Source organism: Actinomadura sp. 21ATH, assembly GCF_041951345.1.
GTDB lineage: Bacteria > Actinomycetota > Actinomycetes > Streptosporangiales > Streptosporangiaceae > Spirillospora.
Genome location: NZ_JBGNUR010000023.1, coordinates 20,417 through 35,793, shown reverse-complemented (window position 1 = coordinate 35,793; position 15,377 = coordinate 20,417). Strand labels below are relative to the sequence as shown.

Annotated in this window: 17 protein-coding genes and 2 pseudogenes; 9 read left to right on the top strand and 10 right to left on the bottom strand. The window is 70.1% G+C overall.

Going from position 1 to position 15,377, the window contains the following annotated elements; all coding sequences use genetic code 11:
* Positions 1-263 precede the first annotated feature (263 nt).
* The 3 genes from ACA361_RS38080 to ACA361_RS38070 all read right to left on the bottom strand — a co-directional run bounded on the left by ACA361_RS38080 (position 264) and on the right by ACA361_RS38070 (position 2,720).
* Complete coding sequence (locus ACA361_RS38080; protein WP_375019986.1) at positions 264-1,193, bottom strand: hypothetical protein; 930 nt, start codon at positions 1,191-1,193, stop codon at positions 264-266.
* 288 nt (positions 1,194-1,481) lie between these two features.
* Entirely contained in the window at positions 1,482-1,931 is a 450-nt protein-coding gene (locus ACA361_RS38075) for a DNA-binding protein (protein ID WP_375019985.1), read from the bottom strand.
* A gap of 258 nt (positions 1,932-2,189) precedes the next feature.
* A complete protein-coding gene (locus tag ACA361_RS38070) occupies positions 2,190-2,720 on the bottom strand; it encodes an acyl-CoA thioesterase domain-containing protein (RefSeq protein ID WP_375020061.1) in 531 nt (176 codons plus the stop codon).
* 477 nt (positions 2,721-3,197) lie between these two features.
* On the opposite strand from ACA361_RS38070, the gene ACA361_RS38065 reads away from it, so the two are divergent.
* Complete coding sequence (locus ACA361_RS38065) at positions 3,198-3,536, top strand: hypothetical protein (protein WP_375019984.1); 339 nt, start codon at positions 3,198-3,200, stop codon at positions 3,534-3,536.
* Here the strand turns inward: ACA361_RS38065 and ACA361_RS38060 are convergent.
* Positions 3,519-4,241, bottom strand: a complete 723-nt coding sequence (locus tag ACA361_RS38060) for a TetR/AcrR family transcriptional regulator (protein ID WP_375019983.1) — start codon at positions 4,239-4,241, stop codon at positions 3,519-3,521. The genes ACA361_RS38065 and ACA361_RS38060 overlap by 18 nt on opposite strands.
* A gap of 77 nt (positions 4,242-4,318) precedes the next feature.
* Here ACA361_RS38060 and ACA361_RS38055 point away from each other — a divergent pair, with 77 nt between their 5' ends.
* On the top strand, positions 4,319-4,633 hold the full coding sequence (locus ACA361_RS38055) for a DUF1330 domain-containing protein (protein WP_375019982.1): 315 nt from the start codon (positions 4,319-4,321) through the stop codon (positions 4,631-4,633).
* Positions 4,634-4,642: 9 nt separating this feature from the next.
* Here ACA361_RS38055 and ACA361_RS38050 read toward each other — a convergent pair whose 3' ends face one another.
* From ACA361_RS38050 to ACA361_RS38035, 4 genes and pseudogenes are all read right to left on the bottom strand, one after another.
* Entirely contained in the window at positions 4,643-5,182 is a 540-nt protein-coding gene (locus tag ACA361_RS38050; RefSeq protein ID WP_375019981.1) for an IS5 family transposase, read from the bottom strand.
* Positions 5,101-6,327 (bottom strand): IS110 family transposase, encoded by a 1,227-nt coding sequence (locus tag ACA361_RS38045; RefSeq protein ID WP_375019980.1) that lies wholly within the window; start codon positions 6,325-6,327, stop codon positions 5,101-5,103. Before ACA361_RS38045 ends, ACA361_RS38050 begins: the two co-directional genes overlap by 82 nt.
* Before the next feature lie 347 nt (positions 6,328-6,674).
* Positions 6,675-7,048: pseudogene (locus tag ACA361_RS38040) on the bottom strand (transposase); the annotation flags it as partial.
* A 65-nt stretch (positions 7,049-7,113) separates the two neighbouring features.
* A complete protein-coding gene (locus ACA361_RS38035) occupies positions 7,114-7,473 on the bottom strand; it encodes a hypothetical protein (protein WP_375019979.1) in 360 nt (119 codons plus the stop codon).
* Positions 7,474-7,933: 460 nt separating this feature from the next.
* Between ACA361_RS38035 and ACA361_RS38030 the strand changes: the two genes are divergently transcribed.
* The 4 genes and pseudogenes from ACA361_RS38030 (at position 7,934) to ACA361_RS38015 (ending at position 11,396) form a co-directional block, all read left to right on the top strand.
* Positions 7,934-8,122, top strand: coding sequence for a hypothetical protein (locus tag ACA361_RS38030; protein ID WP_375019978.1), 189 nt, complete (start codon positions 7,934-7,936; stop codon positions 8,120-8,122).
* Positions 8,123-8,705: 583 nt separating this feature from the next.
* Positions 8,706-9,470, top strand: a pseudogene (locus ACA361_RS38025) (carboxylesterase family protein); the annotation flags it as partial.
* A gap of 166 nt (positions 9,471-9,636) precedes the next feature.
* Entirely contained in the window at positions 9,637-10,377 is a 741-nt protein-coding gene (locus tag ACA361_RS38020) for a hypothetical protein (protein WP_375020066.1), read from the top strand.
* On the top strand, positions 10,374-11,396 hold the full coding sequence (locus tag ACA361_RS38015) for an alcohol dehydrogenase catalytic domain-containing protein (protein ID WP_375019977.1): 1,023 nt from the start codon (positions 10,374-10,376) through the stop codon (positions 11,394-11,396). Before ACA361_RS38020 ends, ACA361_RS38015 begins: the two co-directional genes overlap by 4 nt.
* A gap of 29 nt (positions 11,397-11,425) precedes the next feature.
* Here ACA361_RS38015 and ACA361_RS38010 read toward each other — a convergent pair whose 3' ends face one another.
* Positions 11,426-12,310 carry a helix-turn-helix domain-containing protein gene (locus ACA361_RS38010; protein ID WP_375019976.1) on the bottom strand — a complete coding sequence of 295 codons (885 nt, stop codon included), beginning with the start codon at positions 12,308-12,310 and terminating at the stop codon, positions 11,426-11,428.
* Positions 12,311-12,443: 133 nt separating this feature from the next.
* On the opposite strand from ACA361_RS38010, the gene ACA361_RS38005 reads away from it, so the two are divergent.
* Genes ACA361_RS38005 through ACA361_RS37995 form a run of 3 tightly spaced genes read left to right on the top strand, consistent with a single transcriptional unit; the run spans position 12,444 to position 14,075 of the window.
* Positions 12,444-12,827, top strand: coding sequence for an MmcQ/YjbR family DNA-binding protein (locus ACA361_RS38005; RefSeq protein WP_375019975.1), 384 nt, complete (start codon positions 12,444-12,446; stop codon positions 12,825-12,827).
* Positions 12,824-13,222 (top strand): MmcQ/YjbR family DNA-binding protein, encoded by a 399-nt coding sequence (locus ACA361_RS38000; protein WP_375019974.1) that lies wholly within the window; start codon positions 12,824-12,826, stop codon positions 13,220-13,222. Before ACA361_RS38005 ends, ACA361_RS38000 begins: the two co-directional genes overlap by 4 nt.
* A gap of 52 nt (positions 13,223-13,274) precedes the next feature.
* Positions 13,275-14,075, top strand: a complete 801-nt coding sequence (locus ACA361_RS37995) for an AAA family ATPase (RefSeq protein WP_375019973.1) — start codon at positions 13,275-13,277, stop codon at positions 14,073-14,075.
* 161 nt (positions 14,076-14,236) lie between these two features.
* Here the strand turns inward: ACA361_RS37995 and ACA361_RS37990 are convergent, their stop codons facing one another.
* Positions 14,237-15,289, bottom strand: a complete 1,053-nt coding sequence (locus ACA361_RS37990) for a saccharopine dehydrogenase family protein (RefSeq protein ID WP_375019972.1) — start codon at positions 15,287-15,289, stop codon at positions 14,237-14,239.
* Between the last annotated feature and the right edge of the window lie 88 nt (positions 15,290-15,377).

The following is a 15,377-nucleotide window of genomic DNA, read 5'->3' as shown; positions in this document are numbered from 1 at the left end:
GCCACAGCTAATCAGTCCCCCCGGGGCGCTTCAGGGCGTCACCAACCGCCAGCACATCGCACAACACGAGGTCGGCCGGGTCCTGGCCACCGGCGAAGCCTATGCACGCCCGGCCCACCACAAGCAGGGAACCAAATCCCGACGCCAAGCCTGAACCCGCCGCACACAGCAACAATGGATCAATGAAAACGCAGGTCAGATGTTAATAACAAGCTCAGACAGGTCGCGCCGTCGCATGCCGACTCGAAGCGTGTTGCTGGCCTTCAGGCGGCGAACACGGCGGGAGCAGGCACGCCTTGCCTGGTGAACAGCCAGGCAGGTACGAGCCGGGGCCGATGCCCCTCCAGGCCCCAGTCCAATGCGTAGGCGAACCGTGCTCCCGTCACCAAGGACGGCACGGTGGGAGGAGGGCAGCCGGGCGAATGGGGCCGGAAGACGGCCGGGCATGCCTTGCTCGCCTTACGCGGTCTGGCCGCTTGCTGTTGCAGGCGGGTGAACGCCTGCGCGGCGGCCAGCAGCGCACGCTCTGTTTCCGCCCGGGTAGGCCCGAGCCAGCCGGAGGCGTAGACGACGCCCTTGGCATCAAGGTGGATCTCGGTTTCCCAGCCCCAGGTCGGGTGCCCTTGCACGCGGGGTTCGAGCACGGCAGTGGAGTGGTCGGCTCGGGCGCCAGCAGGATCGAGTCCGGCCGCACGCAGGACGGGCCGGGCCAGTGCGCGGGCCTGGCGATCGTCCACCGTTGCGGAGCCGCTGATGGTCGATTGCCGCCGGTACCTCCAGCGGCCCCCGCTGTCAGGCCATATTTCGAGCTTGGCCGTGCCCTGCGCGGCTTGCCAGGGATTGGCCCCGAAGGAGATGGGAGTCGCCGCTAGCCCGAGCGCGTCGGCGAGCGCGAGCGCGCGCCGTTGGGCCGGCGCGTCCAGAGCGTACGAGCGTCCCGTCTTGGGGCCGGTTTCGGTGAAGGCGCGCTGTGTCCAGTACTTGGCGTTGTCGTACCCGAGCCGATGCGTCGGAGCGGGCGGGAAGGTCGTCGGGCGCTGGACGATCTCGGCGGTCGCCGGAACCGGCGACGTGCTCGCGGTGATCTGCCCCTGCTGCCCCGAACAGGCGGTCAACGCACACGCCATCACCACTGTCACCACCGATCGCCGCAGCCTGCCTCGGGTCCCGGCCTCCCGACGATTGAGGTCCATGCTGCGCAGTCTGCCGGTCCTGGCATGCCGGGATGTCACGATTGCCCGTTCTCGCTGCCGCCATCCTCACACTGGGGCCACGGTCTCAGCCGACTGCGCGTGGAATCAGCAGGGTGGTGAGTCCGCTTGGTCATGGTCGGCCGGAGGGGAGCAGCGGGGGCCGTTGCGATGTGACACGCGCAAAGCATCCCTCCACCTTGGTGGGAACTCTGCGCGTCGCTGCGAGGGGGCTAGGCCAGGTCGCCCGTGCGGAGCCACCGTCGTCCCCGGCAGCAGCCGGGTGCGCTCTCACGGTTCGGCGATGGGATCAGGGGTGGCGCGTTCGGCAAGCCGCTCATAGCGTTGGCGGGCGGCCTGTGGGGTGCCCAGGCCGAGGCCGAAGGCGATCTCCTGCCAGGTCATGCCCCGCCCCCGGGCCATCATGAGCAGGCTGGCCTCCAGGTCGTCGAACTCGGCGCGCACGCGCGGCAGCAGTGTCAGCGCGGCCACCATGTCGCCATGGTCCACTTCTGGTTCATCGTCGTTGAGCGCGGCCGCGCCCGACAGCAGGAAGGCGATGAGCCGCACGGCCTCATGCGGGCCCGGGACATCGGGATGCGCCTGCCGATCGCGCATCCGGGTGCCGCCCGCGTGCCGGTCGCGGATGCGGAACAGGGCCGCGAACTCACGCTGGGCACGGGTCCGGCCGGGATCGGGAGCGGTGAAGGGATCGTCTGGAGCCTGCGCCGTGGAAGCCATGCCCTCACACTGGCACTTGAACTATTCGTTGTCAACGTTCCCAGTTGAACAGATTGTTTAAGTGCGGTGAGGCGGCAGGCCTGGAGTGCCCTCGTCGATACGGGCCCGTTGACCCGCTGCGAGCGGCGGCGGGAACGGGCCGCGTGCCGCGCGGAGCAGCCGGGGCGGCCGGAGGGGGCACAGGTGGGCGCACAGGTTGCGGGGTTGATCGGGTCTTCTCGGGACAAGCGGGCTGGAACTGGCCGGGCTGGTGTGCTGTCATTGCTCCCCGCCGGCGGCCGCGGCCCGCTTCCACAACCGCACCAGCGCGTTGAGCCCGGAGGACAATCCCGTCCCGCTTCCCGATCTCGTGACCGCATGAAACCGTGCTGTTGGCAGCCAACGCACAAGGCCGCCTCCCGCCGGGCCTACCGCGTCCGGCAATGCCGGGCGGCGCGACGTCGGCCAAGGGTCAACGAGATCGTCCGGCGCGGGCAGGTCGGGCATGGGCGCCAGGGACAGGGTGCGGCCGTTGGCCTGGTCGAGGTCGGCGAACGTGGCGGTGACACGCAGGACCTCCTTGCCGCCTTGGTGCATCCGGGCCTCGCTGGTGGACGTCCGGCGCCCCTCGCGGGCCGCCTCCACCTGGATCCGGGCTGTTCCGGGCGCCCCCAGGCCGGGTAGGTGGCGGTGAGGTGGCCGTGGAGTTCGGCGTGGCGGAACTGATAGATGAGGCCGCCCACGCGCAGCAGCCCGTGGCGGTGCTGGACCAAGCGGCCAACCCGTAGCAACGCCGTGCGCGGGGAGCAGGCGTCGCGCAGTCTGGGTGGTGATGTCGAGCCGGGATCATCCCCGCGCGCGGGGAGCAGTCGGTGAGCATGGGCTTGGCCTTGACCAGGAGGGATCATCCCCGCGCGGGGATGGTCCCCGCGGCGGGTTCGTCACCGTCCAGTCACAGCCCCGTTCCCCGCGCACGCGGGGATGGTCCTTGTGGGAGAAATTCGGCCGGGGCGGCGGGACGTCGGCGACCAGGAACACAACCAAGAAGCGGACGAAGAAACGCAAGCGGTAGGCCCGCGAGACTGCTTGGAGGATCGGAACGGCCAGTAGCGACACGGCCGAGGCAGCCTACGCCAGCTGAGCGATCTGAAGTGCACCGCGCTCGGTGCCTTGCCGGTCACCGAACCGGCCTGGTCCACGCCGCTGCCGGTTCTATCGGTGGAGGGTGTCCCAGCCTGAGTAGGGTTCCGGGCTGCGACTGAAGATCAGGAGATCCGTGGCCGCGCCGTGGACCTGGCCGCTCGTACGCTGGCGGCCCTGTATCCGAACGAGGAGTTGGCCAACCACCCGGCTGCGATCACGGACGACGTGCTGTCGTTGGCGCCGTACATGGCCGACTACATCAAGTCTGGCGAGTACGACCGCAAGTCGCTGCTGCGGCACTGCCCCGGAGGGGGGTCTGAAGCGAAAGCCGGTCTGATCCGCAGCCGAGGCTTTCGGCCGCCGGTCACCGTCTATGAAACGGCGGTGTTCTCCCGAACGTGGCCCCAGGGCCAGAGTAGCTATACGTGGCGAACCGTCACTTTTTATGGCGTGATCAGACGTGGCTCAGCTCAGGCCCAGTGACCTGACCAGGTCGAGCATCTCGGCTCGGTGCAGGGCGGCCGGGTTGCCTGCTACGGGGTGGATGTGGCCGTCGATCTCCAGGGTGACCAGGCCGTGCATCCGGCCCCAGACGCGCAGTGCGAGGGCCGCCGCGGCGGGCGGCACGTCGGGGAGATCCTCCTGGATCTTCGCCACGTAGTCCGGATGGAGGTCGGACCAAGAGGTGTCTTCGGGTTGGTGGTGCCGGGCATGCGGCCACGCGGTCGCCACCAGGCGGGTGAGTTCGCGGCACACGCGGCGGGCCGTCTGGTCGACCGGCCCGTCCTCGGGCGGCTGGTAGCCCGGGACGGGATGTCCGTAAAAGAGCCGAAAGCACTCCGGATGGGCCAGTGCCCACTCCCTCAGCGCCTGGCCCCAGGCCGTCAACCTGCCACCGGGGTCGGTGTTGGGTACTGCGTTGCTGGCGGACTCCAGCGCATCCGCGAGCGAGGCGCCGATCTCGCTGATCAGTGCCGTGATCAGGTCGTCCCGGGTGGGGAAGTAGCTGTAGATCGCGCGAGCGGTCATCCCCATTTCGCGGGCGATGCCCCGCAGCGAGATCGCTCCCGGCCCGCCTTCGGCCATCTGCCGCAGCGCGATGGCCTTGATCTCCCGGCTCGTCTCCACTCGCAGCCGCTCCCGGCGGCTCATCGGGCCGCCGCCGCGTTCGCCGTCATCGATGCCCACCTTGAGCAGGTTACAGGGATGCATTACTCTTCGCCGAGTCAAATGTATACGGCGTGTCCAAAGGAAACGGGGTTTCCATGCCTGCTTACGTCATCGCCAACGTCGATGTGCTCGACGAGGAGGCCGGCTGGGCCTACGCTCCCGTGGCCCAGCGGTCGATCCTCGACCACGGCGGCCGTTACCTGGTCGCGGGCTCTGTGCCCGAACCGATCGAAGGCGCCTGGGCCTCCTCCCGGCTCCTGATCATCGAGTTCCCCGACATGGACCGTGTCCGGCAGTGGTACGACTCCCCTGGGTACCGGCGGGCCAGGGAGATCCGAGACGGCAAGGTTCGGGTTGGGCTGCTCTTCGTCGAAGGCTCCCCGCCCGAAGGCTTCACCCTTCCCTCCTAAGACGTCGTCTCAATTGGTGAGTCGGCGGTGGCAGATCAGCGTGGCGGCGATGGCGACGAAGGCCAGGAAGTGTTCGGGTTTGCGTTCGTAGCGGCGGTGCAGGCGGCGGCAGCCGTTCAGCCAGGACACCGTGCGTTCGACCACCCAGCGGTGCCGGCCCAGCCGGGCCGGGGACTCGATCCCGCGGCGGGCGATGCGCGGGGTGATACCGCGTCCGCGCAGCCAGTGCCGCAGGTCGGCGTAGTCGTAGCCTTTGTCGGCGTGCAGCTTGGTGGGACGGCGCCTGCGCGGGCCGCGCCGTGAGCGGATCGGTGCGATGCCGCGCACGAGGGGTTGCAGCGCGAGCTTGTCATGGGTGTTGGCCGCCGAGATTCCGACAGACAGCGGCAGTCCGGCACGATCGACGAGCAGATGGATCTTCGACCCGTTCTTGCTGCGGTCGACAGACATCCGATCTTCGTCGTGTGTCAAGCGGCGGCGGCGAGGCGGGGGCCGAAGGCTTGCTGTTCGTCGTAGGGCGTGCCGGTTCGGAGGCAGTGGAACAGGCATCCGAGCATGCGGTTGAAGGTGTTGCGCTGGGCGCTGGAGTGGCGGTCGCCGACGTTGCGGCGGTGGTCGTAGTGGGCTCTGGGGCCGGCGGCTTGCAGTGAGGCGAAGGCCCAGACATAGCCGGCCGCTGCCAGCCTTTGGTTCTTGACCTTGCGGTGGTGCACCACCGTGGACTTGCCGGAGGCGCGGGTGATGGGTGCGGATCCGGCGTAGGCCTTCAGCCGTCTGGCGTCGGCGAAGCGCTCACGATCGTCGCCGATCTCGGCCAGGATCCGGGCGCCGGTGAGGTCGGCCAGGCCAGGAAAGCTGGTCACGATCCGGGCATCGGGATGTTGATGGAAGACCTCGCTGGTGGCCTGGGCGAGTTCGTCGGCGGCCTGGCAGGCGGCATCGGTCTGACGCAGCAGTGCCAGCGCCTGCTTGCCGAAGGCGTCCTCGACCATCGGAAGCTGGCGCATCTGCTCTTCGCGGAAGATCGAGTGGAGCCGGTCGGCCCAGGCCTGCAGGTTCCGCTCGCGTCCAGTGCGGCGCAGCGCGGCGATGATGCGTGGCTTGGTGAGCTTGGCCGCTCGCGCTGGGGTCGGTGCGAGGGCCAGGACGGCACGGGCTTCGCGGCTGGTCAGCCCGATGTTCTTGACCTGGAAGGCCTTCAGGGCGGCGGGGAAGTATTCGCGCAGCAGGGAACGGAGCTGGTTGGCCAGTTGCTGGCGATTCCAGACCGCGTCCTGCTGGGCGCGAGCCAGCACCGCGATCGCTTGGACCAGTTCGGAGTCGGTGGGCAGCGGCCGGTGGTGGGCGGCGTCGACCCGCAGGATGTTCGCCAAGGTCATGGCGTCGGCGTGGTCGCTTTTGGACCGGGCGACGGTGTGGCGTTCCCGATAGCGGGCGACGGCGAGCGGATTGATCGCATAGACCTTGCGGCCGGTGGCTCGCAGGCAGGCGACCAGCAGGCCGCGGCCTGTCTCGATCGCGACAGGGATCGGCTCTTGGGGAGTATCGCCATGCGCCGCGAACAGCTCCAACAGGGCCTTCCAGCCGGCGGCGTCGTCCAGAATGCGCTTGCGTGCGATCAGTTTGCCGTCTTGGTCGAGCAATGCGACGTCGTGATGCTTCTCGCTCCAGTCGATCCCGCAGGTCACTTTCAAGATTCACCGCTCCTTCGACGGGACTTGGTGCAGGTCGGTGAGCCGTGCAGGGGACACGCCACGCCCTAATGAGAGAGCTCGGGGCTCAACATCCGATCAGCAGTCCGTGACCCCAGCCGACCGCAGGGCCGCCCTCTGCGTCAGGGCTCGTGGCCCTCATCCAGGTGAGCGGTGTCCCTGCGACTGGCTCAGCCCACGATCTTGCTGGATTCACCTCCAAGCCCACCAGCGATCGCCGCCCGCCTGGCTCCGCCCCGCCAACGTGTCCGCCTGTCGAGGGGAGTCCCATGCTCCTGATTCGGGCCAGACATCGACCAAACGGCCGGGCCGACGGGCGGCGGTCAGGAGTCATTAGGATTCGGGCCCGTCAGCTCCCCCCTTTGCTCGCGCGGACGCTGACCGAGTCGATCGCGCACCGCGACCAGTCCAGCTCCCCGCGCCCGCCCAGCTCGTCCAGCACCAGGCGGTGCAGCTTGGCCCACACCCGGGCCTTGCTCCACTCGGTGAAGCGGCGGTGCGCGGTGGGCGCGGACGGGCCGAACACCGGCGGCAGCTGCTGCCAGGTGCAGCCGGTGGTGGCCACGAAGATGATCGCCGCCAGCACCTCACGATCACCGTGCCGACGCCGGCCGCCACCTTGCGGCCGCGTCGGTGCAGGTGGCACCACCCGCTGGAACAACTCCCACAACTCCTCGGGCACCAACCGCTCAACCATCTCCACGACCGCAGGCTACAGCTCATCCGCCAAATGAGATGACGCCTAAGAACCCTCCGGTGAGGTGTCCGCTACCAGGCCACCGTCCACATCGTCGCCATCAACGAATGGCTCTGATCAACTTTGAAACAGGCCCTATAGTCGGGGACCGGCCGCAGGACGACTGCCGCTGCCCCGGCCGCCAGCAGCCCCAGGACTCTGGTGAGCAGTACGGTGTCGGTACGGGCCATGGCGACTACATCAGCTCTGCCCAACGCCCCGAATGGGACGAGAAGGTGCAAGGCGCCGGCGGCCACGACCGTCCAGGCCACACCGCGGACACCGGATGCGAGCGCGGCGACGGGCACCAAGACCGCCAGCGGCACCCCGAGACGGACCGCGTCCGAGACGTCACGGAACATGGGGCCGGTCACCGCCGTGACGAGCACCAAGAGGCCGAGGCCCCCGCCCGCCGCCCATGCGGCAGCGGCAGCACGCGACAGAGTCGACCGTGACGAAGCGTTGAAGCGGCACCGAAGGCCAGGACGGCCGCGCCCGCGTCGAGCACGCCGCCGCCCGATGTCCACGCCCCGATCAAGGCGGCCGCGAGCAGGAGGCTCCCGGCCGCGGTGAGCGCCGCCGCCGATACCGCAGCAGCTCGGTCGGGCCGGCCTTCGCCCGCAGGCGCGCCACCGCGGCCGCCCGCTGATCCGGACCGACCCGCTGCGCCATCTTGCCACCTCCCGGCCGCGTGAGCCGCTGCCGGAACGTAGCAACAGAAATCCCCACAGTCCCGGGCGCTCGGGAAGACTGGCCAGTCACGGCAACTCGGCAGCGACTCAGCCTTCGACCCGCTACAGGAAGAGCGGGGTTGTGCGGCACTTTGTCGGAGGTGTCCGGCACGATGATGCGGTGACGGTTGTGTTGTTCCACGATGGCGAGCTGAACCATGCGCTGGAGTCCACGCTCGCCGCGGCCACCAAGCGCCTGCTGGACTGGGACGCCGAGGCGCTGCTGCAGGCGGCCGAGCACGACGTGGTCGAGGTGCTGCTGGACCAGGCCTACGACTGCATCACGTTCGGTGCTCCCGCATTAGATTGACCGAGCGGAGACACCGCGGAAACCGTCCACTGCCGCCCGCAGCGTGATCTGCCGCGCGATAACGTCGCTTAGCACAGAGGCAATCAGCGCTGCTGCTGCCCGTCGCGTTGCGCCCGGCCGTCGGGCGATCGGCGCGTTGCAGCCCGGCATCGCCCCGTCGGGGCCACCCGGCCGCGGTATCTGCGTCGTACTGCGGCGCTGGGCGGGCAGGGGCAGAGCGAAGGCCACGACGCGTCGGCCGCTCGTGATGCTCTTCGACCCACCTTCCGGTGATGAGGACCACCCTGCGAAGGAGTCTCCGGCCCGCACCGGTCCCCGTGCGGTCTTGTCTCGCGGAACCCGAAGGCCTATCTGGGGGCCAGCCGGAATACGCCAGAAAGGGATCGCGTGCCAGCGTTGTAGCTGGTCGGGGGTGTGGTGAGAGGCGCGCGCGGGCGGTCGATGTGATGGTGTCGAGGGGCTTGTCGGCGGCGGAGGTGTTGGTGCGCCGCGGAGGCGTGTCTGCGAGGTCGGTGCTGCGCGGGGAGAGCTGGTAGCCGTAGATGGGGAGAGCTGGTAGCCGTAGATCGCGAACAGCCAGATCATGGGGAAGTGTCGCCTGGCGACCATCGAGTGTCCGCTGTTCGCTGGGGGCGGTGTCGGGCTCCGGAGAAAGATGGGAGGGAGTCACCGTAAGAAACAGCCGCTGACATGCCGCGCGGCGCTCCGAGCCGCGCCGGAAGGACACGCCATGACCGCCTCCGCACCCAAGGCTCCGACCGCACCAGGAGTGCGGTCCTGGTGGGGAATCCCGTACGCCACCGCCGAGCGGTACCGCCGCCCTGTGGTCGCGGACTTCGATCCGGACCGCGCCTACGACCGCAAGGGGGTCGTCTCCGTCCAGGCCGATAGCGGAGACTGGCTGGAGGCCGACAGCGGGATGGGTGAGGACTGCCTGAACCTGAACGTCTGGGCTCCCGAGCAGCCGGCCGACAAGGCGCTGCCGGTGACCGTGTACATCCACGGCGGCGGATTCGAGTACGGCGCGAACACGCAGATCACCTCCAACGCCGCGGGCCTCGCCGCGACGGGACGTGTGGTGGGCGTGTCGATCAACTATCGGCTCGGCGCGCTGGGGGCGCTCTCGCTGTCGCAGTACGGCGGGCGGCTCGCCGAGGCCAGCAACCTCTTCCTGCAGGACGTCATCGCCGCGTTGACCTGGATCAAGCGGAACATCGCCCACTTCGGCGGCGACCCCGACAACGTCACCGTCTACGGCCACAGCGCGGGGGCCTACACCGCGTTCGGGTTGCTGGGCGCTGCCTCGGCCGACGGCCTGTACCGGCGCCTGGCCGGGTTCTCCGGCGGGCCCGCTCGTAGCATCCCGGCCTGGTGGGCCGAGGAGCTCGCGGAGCGGTTCGTCACCGAACTGGGTGTCGCGGGCAACCCTGACAAGCTGATCGACCTCGAACCGGCCTGTCTGGTGGCCGCCCTGCGCAAGGTCGCCCCGGACCGACCTCGGAGTGCGCGGTGGGGTGGACAACAAGGCCACCGGCGTCGTCTTGGACATCGGGCAGCCCGGCGCGGTGGTGCACGCCCATCCCATGGAGGTCCTGGCCTCGGGCGCGCACCGCGATGTGGACGTGCTGCTGAGCATGGCCAGCGACGACATGGGCTGGTGGGTGGCCAACGACCTCGACCGGTTCGACCCGCGAACCCTCGACCGCGTCGTCGACGAGGTCGCGGGGTGGCGCATTTCGCGCTCCCGCGCCACCAAGCTCGTCGATGCCTACGACCAGGGGGGCCGTACCCCGGCCGAGGTCCGCGCCGCGCTCATGGCGGACTACCTGTTCGGGCTTCCCGCCGCGCGCGGCGCCTTGGCCCACGCCGCCGCGGGTGGCAACGCCCGCCTCCTGGTGATCGGGCCGGCCGAGGGCGCGCCCGCCGTGCACGGCTCCGAGATGTACGCCCTGGTCGGCCAGGAGAAGCCGGGCCGCAGCGCGGAACAGGCCGAGCGTGACACGCGTATCGGTGACATCGTGCTCGACTTCGCCGCCGCGGCGGGCAGGCCCGTCTGTGGGCCGCTGTCACCGGCCGGCCCGCCTCGGGAAGCGTCGGCAACCTGCCCTGGGAGGCCACCGCCCACTACCGGGCGGTCCTCGACCTGTGGAAAGGCATCGACCGCCCTTGAGGGTCAACGGGCGGTACGCGACAGCGAAAGATCACCCACGGACCGATCATCCGGGGTGCGCCTTGGGGTAGGGGGCTCGATATGAGGCAACCGACAGCAGGCGGCGGCGCCGCGCCCGCGACGATGCGGGCCGTCGTCGTCACCCGGCCCGGGGGGCTGGACGCGCTCCAGATCCGGGATGTGCCGGTGCCGGTCCGCGAGCCCGGCTGGGTCCGGATCAGGATCAAGGCGTTCGGTGTCAACGAGTCCGAGGTCACCACCCGCAAGGGCGAGTCGGACCCGGAGGTCACCTACCCGCGGGTCCCCGGCATCGAGGGCGTCGGCGTGGTCGACGAGGCCGACCAGGACAGCGGGCTGCGGCCCGGGCAGCAGGTGGCGACCATGATGGGCGGCATGGGCCGCCGGTTCGACGGCTCCTACGCGCAGTACGCGACCGTCCCCGCTTCGCAGGTCATCCCGATGGAGACCGGCCTGCCGTGGGACGTGGTCGGCGCGCTGCCGGAGATGTTCCAGACCGCCTACGGATCGCTGACCACCGGCTTGGACCTTCAAGCCGGGCAAACGCTGCTGATCCGCGGCGGCACCTCCACGGTCGGGCTGAGCGCGGCGACGATGGCCAAGGACATCGGCGCCACCGTCATCTCCACCACGCGTCACGCCGAGCGCGCCGAGCAACTACGGGCCATGGGCATCGACCACCCGCTCGTGGACGACGGGAAGATCGCCGAGATGGTCCGCGGCCTGGTCCCCGAGGGCGTGGACGCCGCGCTGGAACTGGTGGGCTGCTCGGTCCTCGCCGACACCCTGCGCACCGTCCGCCGCCCGGGCACCGTCTGCTTCACCGGGGCCCTGGCGGGGCAGTGGTCGATCCCCGACTTCACCCCGTTCATGATCCCCGCCGGGGTGCGGCTGACCAGCTACGCCGGCGAGGCCGCCGACCTGCCGTCCGACGTCTTCGCCCGCCAGCTCCAGGCCCTGGCCGAAGGGCACCTGTCGGCCCCGGTCGCGAAGGTCTACCACGGCTTGGAACAGGTCCGGGACGCCCAGGCCGGCGTCGAGTCCGGTGCCATCCCGGGTAAGCACGTCGTCGTCCTCAACGACTGAGCGGCGCGCATCCGCGCGCCGCACTCCGGTCACGGACCGGTCGTGCCCTCCCCGGCCGCGAACGCGCCTGGGGTGAGGCCGGTGCGGTCGCGGAAGAAGCGGCCGAAGTTCGCGGGGTCGGAGAAACCGAGATGAGCGGCCGCGCTCCGGGCGTCCCACCGGGCGCTTCCCAGCAGGCGCCGGGCTTCGAGCAGGCGCCGCTCGTCGATGAGCTCACGCACCCCTTTGCCGGTGGCGGTCCGGGCGGCGCGGCTGAGAGTGCGGACCGAGCAGCCCAGCAGCGCGGCGTAGTCCGCCGCCCGGTGCAGTTCACGGAAGTGCAGCTCCAGGGCGTCCGCGAACCGGCCGTAGGTCTCACCGCGGCCCGTGCCGGCCGTCACCGTGCCCGTGGGGGTGATGCCGGGGGCGCTGGACAGGCGCAGCAGCAGCGCTTCGAGCAGGCTGCGCCGCAGGGCGTGGTGGACATCGAGGGAGCGGCGTCCCAGCGCCCGGTGCTCGTCGAGGAGCTGGAGGGCCGTCTGGTGGAGCCAGGCGGCGTCGTCGGCGTGCGGGCTCAGCACGGCGGGGGCCTCGTGCGCCGTGAGCGGGGCCAGCAGGCGGGCGGTGCCGGGCGGATGCCAGCACTGCGTGTGTCCGGGGCGCACCCACAGCCACTGGCCGGCGGCGACGGTCCGCGTGAGGTGGTCGACGTCGTGCCGCAGCTCGCCCTCGGTGACCCCGATGAGGTAGTGGAAGGTGGCGCGGCCCGGGCGGGGCGGGTTCCACGGCCAGTCGTCGTGCTCGGCGAAGAAGTCCTCGACGGTGCTCACCTCCAGCCCGAAGGGTGTGCCGACCGGGGGATGGAAGCCGTGCAAGGGGACCTCGGCCGGTCCGGCCTGGCCCTCCGGGGCTGGATGTCGCTTGCCGACCATCATATGTCCGCAGTCTACGGCGTGCTCGGCGATTTCCGGGCCAGGATGAAGTTGTGCCGGCGTGACCGCGGGGCACGTGCTCGGCGGTCTTCAGCGCCACAACCCGCCACACCACCTCGAAGAGGAGGACGACCCCATGACTTTGCACACGACCGCCGCCGACTGCGCGCAGGAGCTTCCCGAAGCCCGGCTGGGCCATCCCTTCGGGGACGACTGGGAGGTGTTCAAGGTGCGTGGCAAGGTGTTCATGCTGATGACCGAGGTCCCCGGACGTCCCGTCGTCATCCTCAAGGCCGACCCCGGCGAAGCCCTCGCCCTGCGGGAACACAACAGCCACATCACCCCCGGCTACCACATGAACAAAAAGCACTGGATCACGCTGGAGGACGGGGACGGCGTGGACGAGTCCCTCATCCGGGAGCTCGTCACCGAGTCCTACCGGCTCGTCGTCGCTCACCTGCCCAAGGCCGAACAGCCCGTCGACCCGCGCACCTACGCCGGCACGCGGGCATCCCGGTGAGCGCGGCCGGCGACCGGCTCCAGGACACCGCCCGCAAGGCGGCCCTCGCCCTGCCCGGCGTCAGCCACGGACGCCCCTTCACCCCCCGGCTCGACGTGTACAAGGTCGCGGGCAAGGTGTTCCTCATCGTCACCGACGACCCGGACGAGCAGATCATCACGGTCAAGTGCGACCCCGAGCATGCCCGCGCCCACGTGCACCGCTACGCCTCGATCATGCCGGGCCGCTACCTCGACAAACGCCACTGGATCACGCTCGGGCCGGGACCCGGCATCACCAAGCGGCTGATCGCCGACGCAGTCGAGGACTCCTACGACCTGGTCGTCGAGCGATTGCCGCGACGCGATCGCCCACGCCCCCCGACGAGCATCCCGAGCGCGCCCACCAGCGGCTGAGCCGACGCCTGCCAACAAAGCTTCGCCACGCCCGCCACCGATCGAGAGACCCATGGAACCGCCCCTGCCGCTCTTCGACGAGGAGCCCGCCCGGCCGCTCGCCGATCGCCTGCGCCCCACCCGGCTGAACGAGGTCGTCGGGCAGGATCACCTCCTGGCCCCCGACGCCCCGCTGGGCCGCATGGTCGCCCAGCGGCGCCTCAGCTCCGCCATTCTGTGGGGGCCGCCCGGCGTCGGGAAAACGACCATCGCCCGGCTCCTCGCCCGCGCCGGCGACCTGGCCTTCGAACCGGTGTCCGCCACCTTCTCCGGCGTGGCCGACCTGCGCAAGGTCTTCGCCGCCGCGCAACGCCGACGTGGCATCGGCCAGGGCACCCTGCTGTTCGTCGACGAGATCCACCGCTTCAACCGCGCCCAGCAGGACAGCTTCCTGCCCTACGTCGAGGACGGCACGATCACCCTGATCGGCGCCGCCACGGAGAACCCGAGCTTCGAACTCAACGGCGCCCTGCTGTCCCGCACCCAGGTCCTCGTCCTCAAACGCCTCGACGAAGCCACCCTGTCCACACTCCTGGACCGCGCCGAACGGCTCACCGGCCACCGGCTGCCCCTCGACGACGACGCCCGCCGCGCCCTGACCGCCATGGCCGACGGCGACGGCCGCCACCTCCTCAACATGGCCGAACAGCTCCAGGCCCTCCCCGACCACGAGACCGCCCTGGACACCGCCGCGCTCGCCCACCACGTCCAGCGGCGCGCCCCGCTGTACGACAAGGCGCAGGAGGGCCACTACAACCTGATCTCCGCGCTGCACAAGTCGATGCGCGGCTCCGATCCGGACGCGGCCCTGTAGGCCCTCAGCTCCCGAACGTGTCCCCAGCCGCCAGGTAGCTGATCTACAGGTCTTCGGGGGCTCGCCCGAAGAGGGCCGGGAATGAGCTGGGCCTGATCGGGATCCGAGATCAGGCCCAGACGCTCACACCGTGGCTGGTCGTTACCGGAGAAGGCTCGTGGTCAGGTTGCTGGCGCGTCCTCGATCCTCCACTGGATCCCGTGCGGGATGAGGAAGTCGAGGAAGGCGGCCGGGTGGTAGGCGTGGGCGGGTGCGAGTACTCCCGGCTTGGCGGGGTCGGCGATGAGACGGCGGGCGCTTTCGACGGCGATCACCGCGGTGATGCCGTAGGTGTCGGGGCCCTGGACGATGCCGCGGGCGCGGCGGCCGTCGGTGCTGGTGGCGTCGAGCACGTAGGTGAAGTGCTGGGTGCGGCGGCTGGCCTCGTCGGGTCCTTCGGGCAGGCTTTCGATGATCTGCGGTGTGAGCGGGGTGTTAAGCCTGTCGCCCAGCGCCGCCTCGGTCAGGCCCTGGACATGCCGGACGCGGATGTGGCGGGGAATGGTCACCACCTCCGACACGGGGAAGGCCATCACCGGGGTCGCCTCCGACTGTCCGGGCAGCGTGATCGCGGTGTGGCGGGCGGGCATGCCGGGGCGCCAGTCGCCGTCGTGGTAGGCCAGGCCGCCCGCCTTGATGTCGTTGATCGTCTCGACCACCGAGCGCAGCGAGCCGCGCGACATGCCACCACCCCCGACGACCACATGCGTGGTGATGATCTCTTCGGCCGGGTCAAGGCGGTCGGCCAGGATGTGGGCCATGAGGTCTACCGGGACACAGCCGTCGTTGGCGGCGGGTACGACGGTGACCCCGGCGTTCTCCGCCTCCGTGGTGAAGGTGTCGAAGATCTTCTTGACGTAGAGCTGCTCGCCCGAGGTGTCGACGTAGTGACAGCCGGCGGCGATCGCGGCGCGGACCACGGCCTCACCTGACGAGGTGAACGGTCCGGCGCAGTTGAGGACGCCGTCGCAGCCGCGGAACGCGCTCACCAGCGCCTCATGGTCGCTGGTGTCGGCCACGCGTCGTTCCGCGTCGGGGAGGCCGGCCGCCGCGGCGGCCTCCTCCAGCCGCGCGAGATTGCGTCCGGCCAGGACCGTCTCGATGTTGCGTCGTGCCAGTTCGGTGAGCACGAGTTTTCCCTGGTATCCACTCGCGCCATAAACGGCGATCTTCATGTCGTCTCCTCACGATGGGAGCTGCGCGGTTGCCCAGCCATCAGCACCGTAAGGCGCCGATACAAGACGATGGGATGCGTGATCCGCT

Excerpts from the sequence above, each read along its gene's own strand:
- ACA361_RS38015 (WP_375019977.1), top strand. The coding sequence starts at position 10,374 with ATGAGGCAACCGACAGCAGGCGGCGGCGCCGCGCCCGCGACGATGCGG.
- ACA361_RS37995 (WP_375019973.1), top strand. The coding sequence starts at position 13,275 with ATGGAACCGCCCCTGCCGCTCTTCGACGAGGAGCCCGCCCGGCCGCTC.
- ACA361_RS38005 (WP_375019975.1), top strand. The coding sequence starts at position 12,444 with ATGACTTTGCACACGACCGCCGCCGACTGCGCGCAGGAGCTTCCCGAA.
- ACA361_RS38055 (WP_375019982.1), top strand. The coding sequence starts at position 4,319 with ATGCCTGCTTACGTCATCGCCAACGTCGATGTGCTCGACGAGGAGGCC.
- ACA361_RS38050 (WP_375019981.1), bottom strand. The coding sequence starts at position 5,182 with ATGCCTGTTCCACTGCCTCCGAACCGGCACGCCCTACGACGAACAGCA.
- ACA361_RS37990 (WP_375019972.1), bottom strand. The coding sequence starts at position 15,289 with ATGAAGATCGCCGTTTATGGCGCGAGTGGATACCAGGGAAAACTCGTG.
- ACA361_RS38080 (WP_375019986.1), bottom strand. The coding sequence starts at position 1,193 with ATGGACCTCAATCGTCGGGAGGCCGGGACCCGAGGCAGGCTGCGGCGA.
- ACA361_RS38010 (WP_375019976.1), bottom strand. The coding sequence starts at position 12,310 with ATGATGGTCGGCAAGCGACATCCAGCCCCGGAGGGCCAGGCCGGACCG.
- ACA361_RS38075 (WP_375019985.1), bottom strand. The coding sequence starts at position 1,931 with ATGGCTTCCACGGCGCAGGCTCCAGACGATCCCTTCACCGCTCCCGAT.